We start from the raw sequence: 18,720 nt of genomic DNA, 5'->3' as shown, positions 1-18,720 counted from the left end.
AAGGCCCTCGTGAGAGGGCCTTTTCTTTTGCCTTTTTTTGCGGACTAGTTGACCGCGTAGAAAGCGTGTTCGCCGATAGTGCGCACCACTCGACTCGAACTCCATGCGGGTGAGACGGAGGTGGTGGCGAAGTGATCGGCGCGAGGTACATAGACCATGCGTTCGTTCGTCGGCAGGCTCCAGTTGACGATAGAGTCGCCAGCGATCTTCCACGCCTTGGTCCAGGCATTGAGGTCAGTCACCTCAAAGCTGCGTGCGGTGGTGGTGGTAGCGAACTGGCGTGGCGAGGTGACGACTTCGCACACATTCTTGCCCCAGCTGCCGCGATCGCGGCGACGAAGAGCGACTTCGGCCACGGCGAATTGGCCGATGGTCGACTCGCTGCGGGCTTCGAGATACACCGTCGTCGCCAGGCAGGTCTGGTCGGCGATGGGTTGAGGCAGCACGGACGCAAGCCACAACAGCATGGAAAGTTTCATTGTCTGCCTCCAACGTGCTGTACGCGACAAGGTCGTTACTGCTGAACCGAGCGCGCCGTTGCGGTGGACGGGCGGGCAGGCCGTTCCACCTGGATTGAACACACCGTGGCCGAAACTTGTGGCCGAGGTGGTTTGCCACGGGATTGTGGCGTTTGAACGGCTGATCCGGTGCCGTTCGATACTGCTGCTTAGGCGTTGCTTGGGTGCGCAATGAACCCAATGGCCTGCAACTCTGTTCCGCACACTTGGCGGTTGTTCCTCCGGCATCTCTGCCGGGTCGCGCCGATCCGGACCCTTCCGGTTCGTCGCGTACATCGACACCCATGGGCAGGGGGTGTCAGCGAATTTGATCGGCGGAGCCTAGTGGCGAGTTTCGCTTCTGGCAAGTGCCGGGTCGTTCGAGTTCACGCGTTGCTCACAATCGCAAGCATTGATGATCAGTAAGCGTGAGCAGTTTGTCATTACGCAGGCCAACGTTCTCGCAGTTGCATTTCTATGTTGCCATCGTTGGCGTGAAGAAGACGCTGTGTTGCCTGCGCTTCAATCGCATCGTTGATCACTGCAAGCGCTTCGCCATGCGCGTCTGTTGTGACTGCATCGAGCACGATGGCGATCTCTTGATCGCCTTCGCGCAGCACACTGCCAGCGCTTACGGGTTGCGACAATACGACGCAATGCATATGCCGCTTATGTCCGCCGCGATAGTGCAGTCGCGCAACAATTTCCTGGCCGGGGTAACAGCCTTTATCGAATGCAACGCCTTGCAGTCGTTCCAGTGACAACGCGGGTGGAAGCAATGCACTCAACGCATTGTCGGGCAGCCAAGGCCAGCCCATGCGGATCTGTTGCACACGCCATGCATCATCTTCGTGCGCACCGACGATCAGACTGTGTGTGCCGCAACCGAAGGTCGGCGTCTGGGTTTCATCGACGACATAAGCATCTCGTGCGGGACTGGTGCCGAGTGTGCGCGGAGGCAATGCTTGCACCGTCACTTTCGAACGGAACACGAAGCGTCGCAGTGCATCCGCTATCGAAGCGGCATCTCCACCACGTAGCAAAAGCAGTAATCGATCTGGCGCCAGTCGCGCAAGGTGAAACAGCGCGCGTACCCGTCCCTGAGCATCGAGCCAGGCACTGAACTGCCATTGTCCATCGGCGAGCGTGTCGACCTGGCTGCTGAATTGGGACTGCGCAAACGAAATGGCGTCGGGGCCTTCGAGCAGGAGCGTTTCGGCGGGATAGTGTTGGGGCATGAGGCGCGGGATGGGGGCGATGAGGGCGGTCTGCAAGTCGCAGGGCGGGGTTCAGAGTACCCCTTGGTCAAACGATGCGGCAGTCGTCAAGGTTGTGCCGTCTTAACGCAAGTATTAACCTTCGGCGGCTTACTAAACCATGTCCAATACGTCCTCTCATACCGAATCCAAGCCTGTATCCGTTCCGGCGGAGCGTGCAGCCGTGCCCAAGGACGGGGCGGTCGACAAGGTTCCGGAGGAGCGGCCGGCCCCCGATCCCACGCGCTATGGCGACTGGGAAAAGAATGGGCGCTGTATCGACTTCTGATCCGCCGCGTCGACGAAGGCGTCGGCATGGTGGTTACAGGGGACGTCTCGGGCATCAGCGATTCCACACAGGATAGCCGCCATGGCAGACACGCGACGACCGCTCTCTCCGCATCTACAGATATATAAGTGGCAAGTGCAGATGGTGACCTCCATCCTGCATCGCGCCACCGGCATCGCCCTCGCGGTCGGCACCTTGCTGGTGCTGTGGGGCCTGCTTTCCCTCGCGAGCGGCGAGGCGAGCTTCCATCAGTTCAAGATATGCATCGGTAGCCCCATCGGCTTGGCGCTGCTGTTCGGCTGGAGTTGGGCACTGTTCTATCACCTGTGCAACGGCATCCGACATCTGATCCAGGATACCGGCGCCGGCTACAGCATCCCGCAGTTCGTGCGTTCGAGCTGGCTGTCGGTGATCGGCAGCATCGTGTTGACCGTGATCGTCTGGGCCTATGTGCTGACGGCGGGAGGTGCGGCATGAGCGCGAACGCGAAGGATCTGCGTAATCCCCTCAAGCGCGCCCGAGGTCTGGGTTCGGCGCAATCCGGTGTCGGTCATTGGTGGACTCAGCGCCTCACGGCGGCGGCTCTGGTCGTGCTCGGCCTGTGGTTCGTGGTCACGGTGCTGGGCCTGCTGCATGCCGACTACGCTGTTGCCAAGGCCACTGTAGCCAAGCCGTGGAATGCCCTGCTGTTGATCGCCTTCTCGATCACGGTGTTTTGGCATGCCGTGCTCGGCCTGCAGGTGGTGATCGAGGATTACGTCCACACCCGCTGGAAAGAAGTGGTGTCGATGGCGTTGATCAAGTTTCTCGCGGTGCTAGGCGCACTGGCGAGCGTGCTGGCCGTGCTGCGCGTTGCGCTGGGGGCGTAAAGATCGTGGAAAGCTACAAAATCCAACAGCATAAATACGACGTGATCGTGGTCGGCGCCGGCGGCGCGGGCCTGCGCGCCACCTTTGGTCTGGCCGAGAAGGGCCTCAAGGCCGCCTGCATCACCAAGGTGTTCCCGACCCGTTCGCATACCGTGGCGGCGCAGGGCGGTATCTCCGCCGCGCTCGGCAACATGGGCGAGGACGACTGGCGCTTCCACTTCTACGACACCGTCAAGGGTTCCGACTGGCTCGGCGACCAGGACGCGATCGAATACATGTGCCGCGAGGCCATTCCCTCGATCATCGAGCTGGAACACTACGGCGTGCCGTTCTCGCGTACCGAGGAAGGCAAGATCTACCAGCGCCCGTTCGGCGGCATGACCACGCACTACGGCAAAGGCACCGCGCAGCGTACCTGCGCTGCGGCCGACCGTACCGGCCACGCCATCCTGCATACGCTGTATCAGCAGGCGCTGGCGCATGACGCCACGTTCTTCATCGAATACTTCGCGATCGACCTGATCTTCGACGCCGAAGGTGTTTGCCGTGGCGTGCTCGCGCTCGACATGAACGAAGGCACGCTGCATTTCTTCCGCGGTCACGCGGTGGTGATGGCCACGGGCGGGTACGGCCGCGCCTACTTCAGCGCAACCTCGGCGCATACCTGCACCGGCGATGGCGGCGGCATGGTGCTGCGCGCGGGTCTCGCGCTGCAGGACATGGAGTTCGTGCAGTTCCACCCGACGGGTATCTACGGCGCGGGCTGCCTGATTACCGAAGGCGTGCGTGGCGAGGGTGGTTACCTGACCAACTCGAATGGCGAGCGCTTCATGGAGCGCTATGCCCCGAACGCGAAGGATCTGGCCTCGCGCGACGTGGTCAGCCGTGCGATGACGATGGAAATTCGCGAAGGCCGCGGCGTCGGCGAGCACAAGGACCACATCCACATCAACCTGATGCACCTGGGTGCGGACGTGATCCACGAACGCCTGCCGGGCATCGCCGAGTCGGCGCGCATCTTTGCTGGCGTAGATGTGACCAAGGAACCGATCCCGGTCATTCCGACCGTGCACTACAACATGGGTGGCATCCCGACCAACTACCACGGCGAAGTCGTGCAGAAGAAGGGTGACGATGTCGACGCGATCGTGCCCGGTCTGTTCGCCATCGGCGAAGCGGCTTGCGTATCGGTGCACGGCGCGAACCGCCTCGGCTCCAACTCGCTGCTCGACTTGGTCGTGTTCGGCCGCGCGGTCTCGCATCGCTGCGCCGAGTTGATCAAGCCGGATACGGCACATAGGGATTTGCCGGCGAACATTCTCGACAAGGCACTGGCCCGTTTTGATGGACTGCGCAACGCCAAGGGCAGCAAGCCGACCGCGCAGATTCGCCTGGAAATGCAGCGCATCATGCAGAGTGACGCGGCGGTGTTCCGCACCGGCAGCACGTTGAAGGAAGGCTCCGAGAAGATCTCGGCCGTGCGCGAATCGTTCAAGGACGTCCACGTCAGCGACCGCTCGATGGTGTGGAACTCCGACCTGATCGAAACGCTGGAGCTGGCCAACCTGCTGGATCAGGCTGTCGCCACCATGCATTCGGCCGAGCAGCGTCCGGAGAGCCGTGGCGGTCATGCGCGCGAGGATTTCCCCGACCGCAACGATACCGAGTGGATGAAGCACACGCTGGTGAAGGTGGACGAAGCCGGCAAGACCAGCTTCGATTTCCGTCCGGTGCACATGTACACCTTGACCGATGAGGTCGAAGTGGTGCCGCCGAAGAAGCGCGTTTACTAAGTACCCGGACTGGAGACATTACTGTGGCAGAGTTTTCGCTACCCAAGAATTCCAAGGTCCAGCCGGGCAAGCACTATCCGGCCAAGGACGCCAAGAAGCCGCGTAAATTCAGCATCTATCGCTGGACGCCGGACGACGGCAAGAACCCGCGCATCGACACCTATGAAGTCGACATGGCCGCGTGCGGCCCGATGGTTCTGGACGCCCTGCTGAAGATCAAGAACGAGATCGATCCGACGCTCACCCTGCGCCGCTCCTGCCGCGAAGGCATCTGTGGTTCGTGCGCGATGAACATCGACGGCACCAACACGCTGGCCTGCACCAAGGCGATCAGCGACTGCGCCTCGGGCGACGTCAAGATCTATCCGCTGCCGCACATGCCGGTGGTGAAGGATCTGGTGCCGGACCTGACGCACTTCTACGCCCAGTTCGCCTCGATCAAGCCGTGGCTGCGCACGCAGAGCCCGGCCCCGGCGGACAAGGAGCGCCTGCAGTCGCCGGAGGACCGCAAGAAGCTCGACGGTCTGTACGAGTGCATCCTGTGCGCTTGTTGCTCAACCAGCTGCCCGAGCTACTGGTGGAATGGCGACAAGTACCTCGGCCCGGCCATTCTGTTGCAGGCCTACCGCTGGATCGTCGACACGCGCGACGAAGACACCGGTGCTCGCCTGGACGATCTGGAAGATCCGTTCAAGCTGTACCGCTGCCACACCATCATGAACTGCGCGCGCACTTGCCCGAAGGGGTTGAATCCGGCCAAGGCGATCGCGGAAATCAAGAAACTGATCGTCGAGCGTCGCGCTCCTTGATCGATGGATAGAAGAGGCCGGCGCCACGCCGGCCTCTTCACTTTACCCGTGATGCGGGTGTGGGTCTCAGGAGACGCGAAGCTCGGTGGAACCCATGGAAGAGGCACGTATCAAACGCCTGCGCTGGCGCACCCGTCGCGGCACCCGTGAACTGGACGCGCTGTTCGGCGGGTGGCTGGACGAACGCTTCGCCGCTGCCGACGAAGCGCAGCGCCAAGCCTTCGACGAACTGCTCGACGTGCAGGATCCTGACCTGTGGGATTGGGTGATGGGTCACGCCCGGCCACAGCGCGCGGATTGGCAGGTGATCATCGATGACATCCGCGCCCGCCATCGGCTTTGAGTATCGTCCATCCCGCCTGTTCGGCCGCTTGTTGATGGCGGTGGCCGGCTTGGCAGGGCTGGCCGTGATGTTGGCCGGCCTGACGTTCTGGCTGAAAGTCGCACTGCTGGCATGTATCGGTCTGTCGCTGCTGCGCACGCTCATGGTGCTTGGGCAACACCCGGTTCGGGCGGCAGGTTGGGCGGCCGATGGTAGCTGGAGCCTGCGCCTCCATCAGGGCGAAGATGCCATGGCGACGCTGGCATCGTTCCGGGCGCTGGGCGCTTTTGTGTTGCTGCGCTTGCGGCCTGTTGGCGGGGGTGAAATCGTGCTCCTGCTGGCGCCGGACAATAGCGATGCCGACCTTCGCCGACGTTTGCGCATGCGCCTGGCCATTGCCGCACCTGAAGAGGCTACACCCCGTTTCTGAGCTGTCGGCTTGCCGAACCGCAAGGCTTGGGGCACTCTGCCGCGGCGTCGCGGTCCTACGCGATGTCCGGGCGGCGAGCCCAGCGAACCTACAAGCGACCCGTCCATGTTTCGACCTTTAGAGCTCTTCGTCGGCTTGCGCTACACGCGAGCCAAGCGGCGCAATCAGTTCATTTCCTTCATCTCCACCGTCTCGATCGTCTGCATCGCGATCAGCGTAACCGCGCTGATTACCGTGATGTCGGTGATGAACGGCTTCGACAACGAGCTGCGCACGCGCATTCTCGGTGCCATTTCTCATGCGACGGTTTCCGGCCTGCCAGGTGAGAACGTGCAGGACTGGTCGAGGGCTGTGCAGATCGCTGAAGCCAATCCGCATGTGCAGGGTGCCGCTCCGTATGTGGAAAGCCAAGCCTTCCTGCAGGCACGCCGTCCGAGCGGGGCTCTGGTGCGGGGCATCGAGCCCGCGATGGAGCCCAAGGTTTCCGACATCGACAAGCACATGGTCGAGGGCAAGCTCACCGACCTGGTGCCGGGTGAATGGAACATCGTGCTCGGCCGTGAGCTGGCGATGACGCTGGGCGTCAACGTGGGCGACAAGGTGACGATGGCGGTGCCGGAATTTCGCGCTACACCGATGGGCAGCGTGCCGCGCCTGCGCGGTTTCAAGGTCACCGGCATTTTCGAGCTAGGTATGCAGGAGTTCGATTCCGGCTTGGCGCTGGTCAACATGAGCGATGCGGAGAAACTCAACGGCCTTGATGGCCCCACCGGCATCCGACTGCGCCTGGACGATCTTTTCAACGCGCGGCCGGTAGCGCGTGAGCTGGCGAATGAACTAGGCCAGGTCTACAAGGTGGATACCTGGATGGACAGCCACGCGAATTTCTTCTCCGCCATTTCGATGGAGAAGAAAGTGATGTTCATCATTCTCTCGCTGATCATCCTCGTCGCGGTGATCAACCTGATCTCGATGCTGATGATGCTGGTGACCGACAAGCAGGCGGACATCGCCATTCTGCGCACGCTCGGTTCCACGCCGCGAAGCATCATGGGCATGTTCATGGTCCAGGGTGTGCTGGTGGGTTTTTTCGGTATCGGATTTGGTGTGGGGCTGGGTTCGCTGCTGTCGTGGCGACTGCCGCAAATCGTCAAGTGGATCGAGCACACTTTTGGCGTGACGTTCCTCTCGCCGGACGTCTATTACATCAGTGAGTTGCCCAGCAAATTGCAGGGTAGTGACGTGGGTTGGGTGGCTCTCGTCACCTTCCTGTTCTCGCTGCTGGCTACCCTTTATCCCGCGTGGCGCGCTTCGCGTACGCAGCCGGCGCAGGCGCTGCGCTATGAGTAATGTGATGACTGCCGACAACAACATCGTGCTGCGCGCCAGCCATATCGCCAAGACCTACGAAGAGGGCGGCCTGCACACTGATGTGCTGAGCGATGTGAACTTCACCCTGAAGCGCGGCGAGACGCTGGCCATCGTGGGCGCCTCTGGTTCCGGCAAGAGCACGCTGCTGCACATCATTGGCGGGTTGGACACGTTGACCCGCGGCGAAGTGGAAGTGGAAGGGCGCACTCTTTCCAAGCTTTCCGACGCCGAGCGTGGCCGTGTGCGCAATCGTTCGCTCGGCTTCATCTATCAGTTCCATCATCTCCTGCCCGAGTTCACCGCGCTGGAGAACGTCTGCATGCCGTTGCTGATTCGCGGCACGCCGATGGCGGAAGCGCAAAAGCAGGCTAATGAACTGCTTGCGCGCGTGGGTCTGGGTAAGCGCCTGGAACACAAGCCGTCTGAACTCTCCGGCGGCGAGCGCCAACGTTGTGCGGTGGCACGCGCGCTGGTGACCAAGCCGGCCTGCGTGTTGGGCGATGAGCCCACCGGGAACCTCGATGAAGGCAATGCCGAGCACGTTTATGAGCTGATGCTGGAGCTCAATCGTGAAATCGGCACCAGCTTCATCCTGGTCACGCATGACAGCCGTCTGGCTGCACGCATGGATCGCACGCTGGAGTTGCACAGCGGCAGCTTGCAAGAGAAGCCACGAACCTGATCGCTTTTTGATCGGAGAGCCGGCAGCGCTGACGCAGAACCATGGCAGTGCGGCCGACAAGATTACCGGCCATCACCTACGCATGATTCATCCATCGTGTCGGTGTCGACACGATAGGCTGGAGCCATCCGTAGGGATGGGATATGGCGGTGCGCGTTCAAGGCCTGGTGGCGACGGCAGCGGCTCTGTTGTTCGGCGTGGTTGTGGTGCAGTGGCTGCCGAGCCTGCCACCACTTTGGTTCTCCGCGGCGTTTGGTGTGGTGTCGCTTGTTTCAGCATGGCGCTGGCCACGGCTGCGATGGCTTGCATGGGTATGTCTAGGCATGGCCTGGGCATGCTGGTGCGGTAGTCGAGGCATGGAGGCGCGGCTGCCGCGTGAGCTGGAGGGGCGCGATTTTGTCGTCACCGGCACCGTCAGCGATCTGCCGCAGGTGCGGAAGGACGCCACGCGGTTTGTCCTGACAGCGGAACAGGTATCGGTGGATGGCCGTCCGATAGACCTTCGCGGACGGCTTCGCGTGGCGTGGTACGCCACCGAAAAAAATGCCGTTCCGGCACTGGTGCCATGTGCACAATGGCGGTTGAACCTTCGTCTGAAACGGCCGCGCGGTTTGGTTAATCCTGGTGGCGGCGACAGTGAGCGCACATCGCTGGAGCACGGTATCGTCGCAACGGGCTACGTGCGCGAAGACCCGGCCAATACCTCGCTTGGATCGCCACGGCCTTGTATCAACCGCGTTCGCGATGCGATCGCCCGCGATATCGCCGAACGCGTTGGTGATCCACATGATGCCGCTTTGCTGAAAGCCTTCACGGTCGGCGACATTCGCGACCTCAGCCAGCGCGACTGGGAGATCGCGCGCGCCAATGGCATATCGCACCTCATTGCGATCTCTGGTTTTCATGTGGGCGTGGCGGCCGTCGCCGGCCTCTGGCTGCTTCAGTTCATCTACAGCTGTTGGCCTGGGTTCGGTCTCCGGGTGCCGCGTTTGCAAGCACAAGCGACGGCGGCGTTGTTGGTCGCCACGCTCTACAGCGCATTGGCTGGCTTCGGACTGCCGACGGTGCGCACCCTGCTGATGATCGCCGTGGTGGCGTTTTCGCGATGCACGCGACGTCATGGCAGCGGGGCGCAGTCACTTGCGCTTGCTCTGTTGGTCATCTTGCTGGTGGACCCACTCGCCGTGCTTTCCGCCGGGTTCTGGCTCTCCTTTGTCGGCGTAGCCTTCCTGATGCTTTGCCTCACGGCACATGGGCGCGGTCTTCGGGGTTTCCTGCGCGAGCTCACGGCAGGGCAGCTGGTGATGACCTTGTCGTTGCTGCCGTTGACCTTGTGGTTCTTTGGCGAAGCGTCGCTGGTTGGGGCCTTGTCCAACTTGGTTGCGGTGCCCTTCGTCAGTTTTGTCGTGGTGCCATTCGCCTTGCTTGGCACCCTCATGCTCGGCCTTTGCCCGCCACTGGCGACGCCCGTGTTCCGACTGGCCGCCTGGTTGGCGCATGGGCAGTGGTGGCTGCTCGAGCGGATGGCGGGCTGGCCCGGCGCGCATTGGTATCTGCCCGAAGTGAAGCCATGGGTGTTGGTGCTGGCGACGCTGGGTGCGTGGTGGCTGTTTCTTCCGCGTGGTGTTCCGCTGCGGGGGCTTGGCGGATTGCTGTTCCTGCCGTTGGTTTGGCCGCCACTTGCCTTGCCTGCTCAAGGGGCGTTTCAGCTGTGGATGCTGGATGTGGGGCAGGGGCTTTCGATGGTTCTTCGTACGCGAAACCATGCGCTGGTCTACGACACTGGGGCACGTTATCCGTCGGACTTCGATCTGGGCGAGGCGGCGGTGCTTCCTTCCCTGCGCGCGCTCGGTATCGATCGGTTGGACATGCTGATGGTGAGCCATGCCGACAATGACCACGCGGGTGGCACTCAAGTGGTGGCTGCTGCTTTTCCCGATGCCAAGCGCCTGGCCGGTGAGTCAGAGCGCATGCCTCTGCCCATGGAGGGCTGCGAAGCCGGGCAAACGTGGGATTGGGATGGCGTGCACTTCCGCGTCTTGAGCCCAAGCCAGGTGCGGCCCGGCGACAAAGGCAACGATCGCTCATGCGTCGTGCTGGTCGAGGGGGCTGCGGGGCGCGTGCTGCTCACGGGGGATATAGGCAGCCGGATTGAATCCCAGTTAGCTGCCGAAGCAACGGATGGGGCCCCGCTGGTGCTGCAAGTTCCGCATCATGGCAGCCGTACATCGTCGGGCGAACCGTTCATTCGTGCTCTAGATCCCGACTGGGGCCTGGTTTCGGCCGGCTGGCGCAACCGCTTCGGCCATCCTCATCCGACGGTAGTGGCGCGCTACGCCCAACTCGGGGTGCCTTTGCTGAATACGGCCGACAGCGGTGCGATTCGAATGGATTTCCCGGCCGATGGCCCGCCGGCAGTCGCCCTGACCTGGCGCACTTATCGGGCACGCTATTGGCGCGAATGAGCGCTGCCCAGTGAGGTCTGGCTCTCAGGGTTTTCGTGGCACGTAAAGCCACTTTGCGCAATTGCCACGGACGCCGCGGAACCGCTGGAAGGGACTGCTATGATGCGCCCCTGCATGTGATCGCATGGGTGGGTAGTCGTGCTTGAAATCCTGATGGCTGGCGGTTGGGCAATGCTGCCCATCCTGATTTGTTCCGCGGTCGCGTTGGCGATCGTTCTCGAGCGTTGCTGGACCTTGCGCCGCAAGTCGGTGCTGCCGCCCGGTTTGGGCGACGAGGTGCGCACCTGGGCCCGCTCCGGCCAGCTCGACCCCGCCCATCTCGCCACACTGGCGAACGGCTCGCCGCTGGGTGAGCTGCTGGCCTCGGCGCTGGCTGTGCGCAACCGTCCGCGTGAGCTCATCAAGGAGCGCATCGAAGACACCGGCCGTCATGTGGTGCACAACATGGAGCGCTATCTGAATACGCTCGGCACCATCGCGCTGATTGGCCCGCTGCTCGGTCTGCTGGGTACGGTGATCGGCCTGATTCGCATGTTCCTGGACGTGATGAAGGGTGGCGTGGGCGACCCCATGAAGATGGCCGGCGGCATCGGCGAAGCGCTGATCTGCACGGCCACCGGCCTGATCGTGGCCATTCCCGCCTATGTCCTGCATCGCTACTTCCGCTCGCGGGTCGCCGGCTATTGCGTGGAGATGGAAAAGCAGGCCACCGTCCTGCTGGACGAGCTGACCATGTCCGCGCTGGCAACGGCACGTGCGCGCCACACGGCCAGTACTGTTTCCACCGAGTCGAGCGCAGGCTGACCCCGCATGCGTATCGGCAACGACCGTCGGCACGACGACTTCGAGATCAATGTGATCTCCCTGATCGACGTACTGCTTACCCTGCTGATGTTTTTCGTGCTCACCACCACCTTCATCCAGCACTCGCGGATGCAGGTGACCTTGCCCAAGGCAAGCGCCGAAGAACGCGATATGCAGGCGCCCGCGCTCACCGTGGTAGTGGATCGCGACGGGCACTACTACGTGGGCAGCGATGAGGTGCTGGGGCAGGGCGTCGAGCCGCTCAAGCAGGCCATCGCCAATGTCGCCGGTGACGACCGCGAGCGTCAGGTCACCATCCGCGCCGACGCGATGACGTCGCATCAGAACGTGGTGATAGCGATGGATGCGCTGGGCCAGCTCGGCTTCACCAAGCTATCGATTGCCACCACGCCGAGCCAGGCGGACAAGGGGCAATGAGCGGCAAGAAGGTCGCGCTATGGGACGCCCACACGCGGCAGACCTACAAGCGCCTGCTGGGCTATACGCGGCGTTTCTGGGCGGTGGGCGTCATTGCCGTGATTGGCATGGCGATCGACGGCGGCGGCCTGGCGGTTTTCACCAAACTGCTGGTGCCGATGATCGACAAGCTGTTCGCCGAGAAGGATCAGGTGCTGATCTTCTGGATGCCGATCTGGATCGTGCTGATCTTCCTCGTGCGCGGCATTGGTACCTTCGCCAGCAGTTATGGCGTGGCCTATATCGGCCGCAACGTGGTGAATGCCATGCAGCGCGATGTATTCGCTGCCTATCTGCGTCTGCCCGCGGCTTTCTTCGGGCAGGAGCACTCGGGGCACCAGGTTTCGCGCATCACCTACACCAGCGAGCAGGTGGCTTCGGCTTCCACCGATGCGGTGAAAGTGGTGGTGACCGAAGGCATGACCGTGCTCGGCATGCTGTACGTGATGCTCAGCACCAGCGCGTATCTCACACTGGCGTTGTTCATCATGGTGCCCCTGATCATGCTGATCGCCGCCATCGTGAGCCGTCGCTACCGAGCCATCAGCCGCCGCATCCAGGGCATGATGGGTTCGGTCACCGGCACAGTCGAGGAGTCGGTCGGGGCTAACCGTGAAATACGCATCTATGGCGGCCAGCCGCAAGCGGCTGAGCGTTTCGACGAGGTCACCAGTCGCACGCGTCGCCTCAACCTGAAGATCGCCGCGACGAATGCGCAGTCGAGTACGGCTATTCAGACGGTCGCGGCACTCGCGCTCGCGGTGATGGTGTTCCTGGCGACCCGCCCAGACGAGATCGAGCGGATATCTGCGGGTGTATTCATTGCCGTGCTGACGGCGATGGGCGGCATGCTGCCTTCGCTCAAGCGTCTGGCCAACGTCCAGTCGAATATCCAGAGCGGCATTTCGGCGGCTGAGAATCTGTTCGAGATCATCGATCTTCCACCCGAAGTGGATGCCGGCACGCGTGTGCTGGAGCGGACGCGCGGCGACATTCGCTTCGAAGGCGCGGGTTTGGTTTATCCACGCGGTGACTTCGAGGCCTTGCGCGGTGTCGACCTGCATTGCGCACCGGGCACGGTGACCGCTCTGGTAGGCCGCTCAGGCAGCGGCAAGAGCAGCCTCGTCAGCCTGCTGCCGCGCTTCAATGCGCCGACGACCGGGCGCATCCTGGTGGATGGTCTGGATTACGAGTCGTTCACGCTGCCTTCGTTGCGCCGCCAGATCGCCTGGGTGGGCCAGAACGTGGTGTTGTTCGACGGAACGGTGGCAGAGAACATCGCCTATGGCGAACTGGCCGGAGCCAGTGAAACGGAGATTTTGGCCGCGGCAGAGGCGGCCAATGCGCTGGAGTTCATCGAGCGCCTGCCGCAAGGCATCCACAGCCCCATCGGGCAGGGCGGCAATCTTCTGTCGGGCGGCCAGCGCCAGCGCCTGGCGATTGCCCGCGCCATTCTGAAGAATGCGCCGATCCTGGTATTGGACGAGGCGACCAGTGCGCTCGACACCGAATCCGAGCGCCTGATCCAGCAGGCCCTGCAGCGACTGATGCGCGATCGCACGACGCTGGTGATTGCGCATCGCCTGTCCACCGTTGAGCACGCAGACCAGATCGCGGTGATGGATCAGGGGCGCATCGTCGAACGCGGTACCCACGCGGAGTTGATAGCGCTGAGCGGTCATTACGCGGCGCTGCACCGCATGCAGTTCCACGACAAGCCCACCACCGACTGAGGCTGGCTCATGGCGCTGGCCGACACGTTAGAAGCGGCCTGGTACGGCAAGGGACGTGCGCCGTGGTGGAGCTATCCGCTGGCGGCGTTGTATGGCGGTGTGAGTCGCCTGCGCAGGGTGATGTACCGGCGGGGATGGCTGTCCAGCGTGCGGTTGCCCGTGCCAGTGATCGTGATCGGCAACATCAGCGTCGGCGGTACCGGCAAGACACCGCTCACGATCGCGCTCGCCGAAGCTTTGCGCCAACGCGGCTATCGACCTGGCGTGGTCAGCCGCGGCTATGGTGGGACGGAGCGCGGGCCGCTGCTGCTTGGCGAGCTACCCGATCCGGCGCAAGTGGGCGACGAGCCCTGCCTGATTCGTGCCAGTGGCGTTCCTGTGGCGGTGGGACGGGATCGGCCGATGGCGGCGCAGCTATTGATCGATGCCGGGTGCGACGTGGTCATGGCCGATGACGGCTTGCAGCACTATCGCCTGCAACGGGATATCGAGATCTGCGTGATCGATGGCGTGCGCCGTTTCGGCAACGGGCGATTGCTGCCGCTCGGTCCGTTGCGCGAACCGTTGGCTCGCCTGAGCCAGGTCGATTTCCGCATCTGCAACGGAACTCAGGCACAGCAAGGTGAAGTGCCGATGCAGTTGGAGGGCGGCTTGGCGAGGGCTCTGGTCGATGAGCAGCTGTGCAGCCTGGAGGTCTTCCGTGGTCAGCGCGTGCATGCCGTGGCAGGCATCGGTCATCCGGAGCGTTTCTTCGACAGCCTGCGTGCGCAGGGGCTGGACGTGATCCCCCATGCGTTTCCCGATCATCACGCCTATACGTCTGGCGACCTGGCGTTTGGGGATGGCGCGCCGCTGCTGATGACGGAGAAGGATGCGGTGAAATGCCAGCGCCTGGCCTTGCCGCACTGGTGGGCCGTGCCAGTTCGGGCCGTGCTGCCCGAAGCCTTTGTCGTTGCGCTCTGTGCGCGGTTGGCGGAGATTCGCCGGGCGAAACGCTGAAACGACAATGGCCGGCTTTCGCCGGCCAACGCGCTGAAACGGCAACGGCCGGTTTTCGCCGGCCGTTGCGCGGAAGTCCGGCTTACTGGATGCGCGACACGTTTCCTTCGCGGTCGACCTGCACCAAGTCGCCTTCGCGGATGGCGCTGGCGTCCTGCACGGTGACATTGCTGTAGTCACCGTTTCCCATGCGCAGACGCAGCGTCCAGCTCTCGCTGCCGCCGCCGGTACCGATCTTGTTGCCGGCGAATCCGCCGCCGACGGCACCGGCCACCGTGGCCAACTTACGGCCGTTGCCTCGGCCTACCTGGTTGCCCAGCACGCCACCGGCGACGGCGCCGATGATCGCGCCCGCGGTGCCGTGGTCGCGGCCCTGGGTGACGTTGTGTTCGATCGACTCCACCGTGCCGCACTCGGTGCAGCGCAGGAAGATGCCGTCGTTGCGGATCAGCACGTTGCCGTTGAGCGTGCCGGCGTCGACGCTGGCGCGGCTCGGAGCGACGGATTTGCTGCCAGTGGCGGCCGTTGCCGTGACAGTAACGAGGGCTAGCGCCACGGCGACGGGCAGGGTGAGAAGGCGCTTGGTACTCATGGGTTCTCCAGGGTGGATGGGCGTGTTGAGTCTAATCGGCAAGGCTGAACCAAAGGCAGGCAATTCTTTATCATGGACAGCCCGCAGAGCGTCTATGGATACTCTGCCTGTTTTCGACCTGGAGTTTCCATGAGCCTGATCCAAGTTCCGGTGTCCTACGGTGAGTTGATCGACAAGATCACCATCCTGGAGATCAAGTCGCGCCAGATGACCGACCCGGCCAAGCTGGCCAATGTGCGCAACGAGCTGGAGCAGCTCAACGGCACCTGGTCCAAGCACGCCGCTTCACAGACCGATATTGCCGACGAGCGCGCCCGCCTGCTGGCCGTGAACGAAGCGCTGTGGGACATCGAAGACCGCATTCGCCTGAAGGAAAAGGCGCAGGCTTTCGATCAGGAATTCATCGATCTGGCTCGTGCGGTGTATTTCCAGAATGACGACCGCGCCGCGGTGAAGCGCGAGATCAATCTGAAGCTCGGCTCGCAGCTGGTGGAAGAGAAGTCGTACCAGGACTACAAGAGCAAGTAAGCGCTCGCCGCCTCGAATCGTTCGATGACCTCATCGATTTCGATGAGGTCCATCACGCCAGGTTTCTCGATCTTGCTACCCCACGGAATGTCACTGGCGGGCTTGCCTAAATACTTTCGCGAGGCTTGGTCGTACTTGTTCACGCACCAGCGACGATCGGAATAAGGGCCGGAGCGGTCCGGATTGCTGGCCGCGTGCAGGCCCAGCACCTTGCAACCTACGGCATTGGCCATATGCATCGGGCCCGAATCCGGCGTGAGTACAAGCTGCGCACGTGTGAGCATGGCCATCAGGCGCTTGAGGGTGTCCTTACCGGTCAGATCCATCGGTGCGTGGCGGCAGGCGGCGAGTACAGCGTCGGCCATGTTGCGTTCGTCTGACGAAGGGCCGCCGATCAGGGCCACGCGCCAGCCGCGCTGGGCGGCATGGTCCATCACGGCGGCGTAGCGTTCGGGGCGCCAGTTGCGCAGGGCATGGCTCGAGGTGGGGCTGACCAGCAGGGTGGGTGTGTCGCCCGGCAGTTGTTCGGCGGCCCAGGCGTGGGCTTCCTCCGGGATCGGGATGTCCCAGCGCACTGCCGTTTGCTTCAGGCCCAGTGGTTCGCAGAAGCTGCCAATGGCTTCGAGCACGTGTTCGCCGGTGCGCGCCGGAATACGCTCGTTGACCACCAGGCCGTGCAGGTCCTTCGCGCGGGCGTGGTCGTAGCCGATCCGGCGCTTTGCCTTGATGCCGAGGCTGAGCAGGTTGGAGCGCATGGCCACCTGCATCTGCAGCAGCGCATCGAAGCGTTGTCCGCGCAGTGCATCGCGCACGGCCCGTATGCCGGCCCAGCCGGCAGCTTTGTCGAACGTGATGAATTCCACGCCAGGCAGGTCGCCTACCAGACGTCGCTCCAGCTTGCCGACGACCCAGGTGAGCCGGGTTTGCGGCCACGCCTGCTGCAGCGTGCGCACCAGCGGCACGACGTGGGTGACGTCACCGATGGCGGAGGTGCGCAGCAGGCAGATCGAGGCGGGAGCGGACATGTGGCTTGGGCTAGAATCGCGGGTCATTGGGCGGAAGCAAGGCGTCGTGAAGCCGGACATGATGAGGCAAGAGCAAGTCCGTGAGGGCGCTGCCGGAGCGATTCTGTTCGACGCCGCGCTCTCGCCACAAGTCGATGACGACTGGTTCGCGCCCGACTATTGGCGCGCTCGCGGTGCTTTGCGCATGCAAACGGGTGGGCGCGGTGGCGTGGCCATCATCGAGACGCCGGCCGGCGAATGCGTGCTGCGCCACTACCGACGCGGCGGTTTGGTGGCGAAGTGGATGGGCGACCGCTATCTCTGGATAGGCGCCGGGCGTAGCCGCAGTTTCGCGGAATTCCGCTTGCTCGCCGACATGGCCGAACAAGGCTTGCCTGTGCCAGGCGTGGTTGCGGCGCGCTACCAGCGTCATGGTTTGTTCTACACCGCGGACTTGATCACTCGCCGTATTCCCAACGCGCCGACCTTGGCCGAATGCCTGGCTGCGGGAAGGCTGGATGGGGAGTTGGCCGAACTGGTCGGCGCCCTGGTGGGACGCTTCCATCGCGTGGGTATCTGGCATGCGGATCTCAACGCACACAATATTCTGGTGACGAACAGCGATCTGTATCTGATCGACTTCGACCGCGGCGAACGGCGTCAACCGGCTGAGGGGTGGCGGCTGGCCAACTTGCAGCGCCTGCGCCGCTCGCTGGTGAAACTTGGCGCCGCGGCGCAAGGCGAGGCGATTTTCGAAGAGACACTGTGGAAGCCTTTGCTATATCGCTACGAGCTAAGTCTCGGCACGAGCGCGAGCGGCCTGCTGTGAGCGAGGTTGTCCATGCCACCCCACGACATTGAACAGGCCGCTAAGCCCATGAACTGGACCCTGCATTTCCTTGGTGTCGGCGCGGCGCATGCGGTGGAGCTCGGCTCGTCGTCGGCGGTGCTGGAGCGCGATGGCAAGCCGGTGTTGTTGATCGATTGCGGCCCCGACACACTGGACCGTTATCTCGCAGCGTACGGCGAACCGCCGCGCGCGCTCTTCATCACGCATACGCACATGGATCATGTCGGCGGGCTGGAGCGCTTGTTCTTCCGCCTGTGGTTCGATGAGCGTCTGCGTGGGCAGACCAAGCTGTTTTTGCAAGCTGGATTGATGCCGTGGCTGCAGGGAAGGGTGGCCGACTATCCGAATGTGCTGGCCGAGGGCGGCATCAATTTCTGGGAGGCCTTCCGCTTGCTGCCATGCAGCCGGGGTTTCTGGCTCGATGGCTTGTGGTTCGACGTGTTCGCCACCCGGCACCACATGCCGGGAACGTCCTTCGGCATCGCGTTGGCGGGCAGCTTTGCCTATACCGGCGATACCCGGCCGGTGCCGGAGATGCTGGGGCGATACGCTGGCGGCACCGAGATCATTGCGCACGATTGCGGTCTGGTCGGCAACCCTTCGCATACCGGCATCGACGATATCGAACGCGAGTATCCCGACGCTTTGCGCTCGCGGCTGAGGCTCTATCACTACGGCAGCGTCGAGGATGGTGCCGCCTTGACGGCTCGCGGGTATGCGATTGCGGGTGCCGGTGCTCGGATAGCGCTTTCGGCGCCGTTGCCGCCCAGGGCGGATGCGGGCTGAGCCGAGAGCTTGGGATGCTCTGGTCTATTCAACGCAGGCATCACCCCGTCTTCTAGACTCAACCTGTGGGGGCCGCTGTGTCAGCTCGCCTGCGGCCCGGGCGCCGCCTCGACAGACAGCCAGTCTGCCTTCGCCGTCGCCCGGGCCGCAGGCGAGCTGACACA

21 protein-coding genes are annotated in these 18,720 nt (G+C 63.1%); 17 read left to right on the top strand and 4 right to left on the bottom strand.

Features of this window, described 5'->3' with window-relative positions; genetic code table 11:
- Positions 1-44: 44 nt before the first annotated feature.
- Together OUZ45_RS18010 and ygfZ are read right to left on the bottom strand one after the other, a co-directional pair.
- The gene (locus OUZ45_RS18010; protein WP_266171575.1) at positions 45-479 is read right to left on the bottom strand and encodes a cell wall hydrolase; all 435 of its coding nucleotides are present in this window, start codon (positions 477-479) and stop codon (positions 45-47) included.
- Between the two features lie 461 nt (positions 480-940).
- Positions 941-1,735, bottom strand: a complete 795-nt coding sequence (ygfZ, locus tag OUZ45_RS18005; RefSeq protein ID WP_266171574.1) for a CAF17-like 4Fe-4S cluster assembly/insertion protein YgfZ — start codon at positions 1,733-1,735, stop codon at positions 941-943.
- Between the two features lie 139 nt (positions 1,736-1,874).
- Between ygfZ and OUZ45_RS18000 the strand changes: the two genes are divergently transcribed.
- The 14 genes from OUZ45_RS18000 to lpxK all read left to right on the top strand — a co-directional run bounded on the left by OUZ45_RS18000 (position 1,875) and on the right by lpxK (position 14,796).
- Positions 1,875-2,042: a DUF1674 domain-containing protein gene (locus tag OUZ45_RS18000; protein ID WP_266171572.1), complete on the top strand. Its 168-nt coding sequence runs from the start codon at positions 1,875-1,877 to the stop codon at positions 2,040-2,042.
- 81 nt (positions 2,043-2,123) lie between these two features.
- Positions 2,124-2,519, top strand: coding sequence for a succinate dehydrogenase, cytochrome b556 subunit (gene sdhC, locus OUZ45_RS17995; RefSeq protein ID WP_266171570.1), 396 nt, complete (start codon positions 2,124-2,126; stop codon positions 2,517-2,519).
- Positions 2,516-2,911 (top strand): succinate dehydrogenase, hydrophobic membrane anchor protein, encoded by a 396-nt coding sequence (gene sdhD / locus OUZ45_RS17990; RefSeq protein ID WP_266171568.1) that lies wholly within the window; start codon positions 2,516-2,518, stop codon positions 2,909-2,911. Before sdhC ends, sdhD begins: the two co-directional genes overlap by 4 nt.
- A gap of 5 nt (positions 2,912-2,916) precedes the next feature.
- A complete protein-coding gene (sdhA, locus tag OUZ45_RS17985; protein ID WP_266171566.1) occupies positions 2,917-4,704 on the top strand; it encodes a succinate dehydrogenase flavoprotein subunit in 1,788 nt (595 codons plus the stop codon).
- Positions 4,705-4,727: 23 nt separating this feature from the next.
- A complete protein-coding gene (locus tag OUZ45_RS17980) occupies positions 4,728-5,513 on the top strand; it encodes a succinate dehydrogenase iron-sulfur subunit (protein ID WP_266171564.1) in 786 nt (261 codons plus the stop codon).
- Positions 5,514-5,607: 94 nt separating this feature from the next.
- Positions 5,608-5,856 (top strand): FAD assembly factor SdhE, encoded by a 249-nt coding sequence (locus tag OUZ45_RS17975; protein WP_266171562.1) that lies wholly within the window; start codon positions 5,608-5,610, stop codon positions 5,854-5,856.
- Positions 5,828-6,265, top strand: coding sequence for a protein YgfX (locus OUZ45_RS17970; RefSeq protein ID WP_266171561.1), 438 nt, complete (start codon positions 5,828-5,830; stop codon positions 6,263-6,265). Before OUZ45_RS17975 ends, OUZ45_RS17970 begins: the two co-directional genes overlap by 29 nt.
- A 105-nt stretch (positions 6,266-6,370) precedes the next feature.
- Positions 6,371-7,615 (top strand): lipoprotein-releasing ABC transporter permease subunit, encoded by a 1,245-nt coding sequence (locus OUZ45_RS17965; RefSeq protein ID WP_266171560.1) that lies wholly within the window; start codon positions 6,371-6,373, stop codon positions 7,613-7,615.
- Positions 7,608-8,318 (top strand): lipoprotein-releasing ABC transporter ATP-binding protein LolD, encoded by a 711-nt coding sequence (gene lolD, locus OUZ45_RS17960; protein ID WP_266171558.1) that lies wholly within the window; start codon positions 7,608-7,610, stop codon positions 8,316-8,318. The genes OUZ45_RS17965 and lolD overlap by 8 nt, the downstream gene beginning before the upstream one ends.
- Positions 8,319-8,461: 143 nt before the next feature.
- Positions 8,462-10,783: a DNA internalization-related competence protein ComEC/Rec2 gene (locus OUZ45_RS17955; RefSeq protein ID WP_266171556.1), complete on the top strand. Its 2,322-nt coding sequence runs from the start codon at positions 8,462-8,464 to the stop codon at positions 10,781-10,783.
- Between the two features lie 153 nt (positions 10,784-10,936).
- Positions 10,937-11,587 carry a MotA/TolQ/ExbB proton channel family protein gene (locus OUZ45_RS17950; RefSeq protein WP_266171665.1) on the top strand — a complete coding sequence of 217 codons (651 nt, stop codon included), beginning with the start codon at positions 10,937-10,939 and terminating at the stop codon, positions 11,585-11,587.
- A gap of 6 nt (positions 11,588-11,593) precedes the next feature.
- Positions 11,594-12,025: an ExbD/TolR family protein gene (locus OUZ45_RS17945; protein ID WP_266171554.1), complete on the top strand. Its 432-nt coding sequence runs from the start codon at positions 11,594-11,596 to the stop codon at positions 12,023-12,025.
- Positions 12,022-13,797: a lipid A export permease/ATP-binding protein MsbA gene (gene msbA, locus OUZ45_RS17940; RefSeq protein ID WP_266171552.1), complete on the top strand. Its 1,776-nt coding sequence runs from the start codon at positions 12,022-12,024 to the stop codon at positions 13,795-13,797. Before OUZ45_RS17945 ends, msbA begins: the two co-directional genes overlap by 4 nt.
- Before the next feature lie 9 nt (positions 13,798-13,806).
- Positions 13,807-14,796 (top strand): tetraacyldisaccharide 4'-kinase, encoded by a 990-nt coding sequence (lpxK, locus tag OUZ45_RS17935; protein ID WP_266171551.1) that lies wholly within the window; start codon positions 13,807-13,809, stop codon positions 14,794-14,796.
- 82 nt (positions 14,797-14,878) lie between these two features.
- On the opposite strand, the gene OUZ45_RS17930 is transcribed toward lpxK, so the two are convergent.
- Entirely contained in the window at positions 14,879-15,388 is a 510-nt protein-coding gene (locus OUZ45_RS17930) for a glycine zipper 2TM domain-containing protein (RefSeq protein WP_266171550.1), read from the bottom strand.
- 129 nt (positions 15,389-15,517) lie between these two features.
- Here OUZ45_RS17930 and OUZ45_RS17925 point away from each other — a divergent pair, with 129 nt between their 5' ends.
- Complete coding sequence (locus OUZ45_RS17925; RefSeq protein ID WP_266171549.1) at positions 15,518-15,916, top strand: DUF6165 family protein; 399 nt, start codon at positions 15,518-15,520, stop codon at positions 15,914-15,916.
- Here the strand turns inward: OUZ45_RS17925 and OUZ45_RS17920 are convergent.
- Entirely contained in the window at positions 15,901-16,941 is a 1,041-nt protein-coding gene (locus OUZ45_RS17920; RefSeq protein WP_266171548.1) for a glycosyltransferase family 9 protein, read from the bottom strand. The genes OUZ45_RS17925 and OUZ45_RS17920 overlap by 16 nt on opposite strands.
- A 58-nt stretch (positions 16,942-16,999) precedes the next feature.
- On the opposite strand from OUZ45_RS17920, the gene OUZ45_RS17915 reads away from it, so the two are divergent.
- Entirely contained in the window at positions 17,000-17,749 is a 750-nt protein-coding gene (locus OUZ45_RS17915) for a 3-deoxy-D-manno-octulosonic acid kinase (RefSeq protein ID WP_266171547.1), read from the top strand.
- Between the two features lie 48 nt (positions 17,750-17,797).
- Positions 17,798-18,556 (top strand): MBL fold metallo-hydrolase, encoded by a 759-nt coding sequence (locus tag OUZ45_RS17910; RefSeq protein ID WP_266171663.1) that lies wholly within the window; start codon positions 17,798-17,800, stop codon positions 18,554-18,556.
- Positions 18,557-18,720 lie beyond the last annotated feature (164 nt).

Source organism: Dyella subtropica (assembly GCF_026283965.1).
Taxonomy (GTDB): domain Bacteria; phylum Pseudomonadota; class Gammaproteobacteria; order Xanthomonadales; family Rhodanobacteraceae; genus Dyella_D; species Dyella_D subtropica.
This window is presented reverse-complemented; position numbering and strand designations above follow the sequence as displayed.